At 58.1% G+C, this 1,718-nt stretch carries 2 protein-coding genes; one reads left to right on the top strand and one right to left on the bottom strand.

Annotation, left to right across the window (positions count from 1 at the left end; translation table 11 throughout):
* The coding region (locus HYZ49_18005; protein ID MBI3244179.1) for a M20 family metallopeptidase at positions 1 to 984 on the bottom strand (984 nt) is incomplete at its 3' end.
* A 72-nt stretch (positions 985 to 1,056) separates the two neighbouring features.
* Here HYZ49_18005 and HYZ49_18000 point away from each other — a divergent pair.
* A complete protein-coding gene (locus HYZ49_18000) occupies positions 1,057 to 1,494 on the top strand; it encodes a TfoX/Sxy family protein (protein ID MBI3244178.1) in 438 nt (145 codons plus the stop codon).
* Positions 1,495 to 1,718 lie beyond the last annotated feature (224 nt).

Genomic DNA, 1,718 nt, shown 5'->3' with positions numbered 1-1,718 from the left:
GGCCGCGTCGTCCATCTCAAAGCCCAACTCGCGGGCCGCCTCTTTTGCCAACTGCGCCAGTTTGGCCGTAGCCGGAGTCTTGGCCATCGGCGCAAAACCGAAGCGGCCCGTGATCGAAACTTGCGTGCCGGGCACCGTGGTTTGCGTCGGCCAGTTTGCCAACGCCTGTGTGATCGCTTCAGCCCCGGCTGAGTCAGTGGCTCGAACGTCAATTAGCGCCCAGGCTTCGTCTGGAATGACGTTCGATTTTGTGCCGCCGCCGATCACGTCCGGGTTGACCGTCACGCCTGGAACAAGGCCGTCGAGTTGACTCACGGCGATGATCTGATGGGCCAGTTCAAGGGCGGCGTTTGCCCCTTTTTCCGGCTCGACGCCGGCGTGGGCCGACTTGCCTTTCACCGTCAACTTGTACTCCGCCGAGCCTTTGCGGGCGCTCACAATGTCGCCGTTGGCCCGCGCCGACTCGAACACGATGGCGGCATCCATCTGTTGAGCTATGGAACTGTAGACGGCGCGCGAGACCGGCGAGCCAACTTCCTCTTCGCTATTGAAGACGAAAACGATCTCGGCAAAGTCGTTGAAGCCTGTCATCTGCAAAGCGCGCAAGGCGTACATGCCAACCAGCAGGCCGCCCTTCATGTCGCAGACGCCGGGGCCGAGAATCTTGTCCCCCTCGAAGCGCATGGGCCGCGCCGCCGCCGTGCCGTCCGGGTAAACCGTGTCGAGGTGGCCGATAAGCAAGAGGCGGCCCGCATTCGCGCCGTCGCTTGCGCCGCGCAAGCGCGCGATCCAGCAATCACCGTAATCCACCTGTGGTCTGCGTTCAACCTCCCAGCCCCATTCGCGGCATCGCGCGCCGATCCATTCGCCGACGTGATCTACTCCGGCCTTGTTGTGCGTGCCGCAGTCCACGTTGACGAGGGCGGCGAGGTCGGCGAGGAAGTTGGAGTAAGAAGAGTTGAGGAAGGGGAGAAGGGAAGTCATAGGAAATTTTGGAAAGAAGGAAATCGGAATGACAAATTCTGCGTTATCATACACCAACCACAGGAGGCCAACATGCCTGCCAAACCCAAATCAAAAACCCCAAATCCACGCACAGCGCGCGAAAAGCACGCGAAATCCCAAACTCCAAAGATGCTCAAGTTCAAGCCCGCGCCGGAGTGGATCAAGGAATTCTTCGCCGAGGCGCTCGGCGACTTTCCGATGGCCGAGCAACGGAAGATGTTCGGCTACCCATGCGCCTTCGTCAACGGGCAGATGTTCGTCGGCGTGTTCGCTGACCGGCTGATGATACGATTGCCTGAAGAAGAGCGGGCAAAGTTTTTGAAACTGCCGGGCGCAAAGCAGTTCGAGCCGATGCCGGGCCGGCCGATGCGCGAATATGTGGAGGTGCCGCAGGCGATTACCGAGTCGGCTGAATTGAAGAACTGGCTGAAGAAGAGCTTTGCTTACACCCAATCACTGCCGCCGAAGGTGAAGAAAAGCAAGAAATAAACAGGGCGATCACTTTACCAGTTGCAAGGGCCGAAAGATTCAGGCTCTTGCGCCTGTGAGGGGAACATCAGGAAGTGCAGTGATAAGCTCCCGTTTCGAGTAAAATTTTAGGGTTAAAGTTGAATTAGGTGAGTTATGCTGGGGTATATGATACCCCAGCTCCCCATAACCTCGACCCGAATAGATGACATTCCGTTATTGATCGGCATGCTGATTCAAATGGG

Source organism: Chloroflexota bacterium (genome assembly GCA_016197225.1).
In the GTDB taxonomy this organism is placed as follows: domain Bacteria; phylum Chloroflexota; class Anaerolineae; order Anaerolineales; family VGOW01; genus VGOW01.
This window is presented reverse-complemented; position numbering and strand designations above follow the sequence as displayed.

Bases quoted from the DNA above. Each gene is read 5' to 3' on its own strand.
- HYZ49_18000 (MBI3244178.1), top strand. From the start codon at position 1,057: ATGCCTGCCAAACCCAAATCAAAAACCCCAAATCCACGCACAGCGCGC.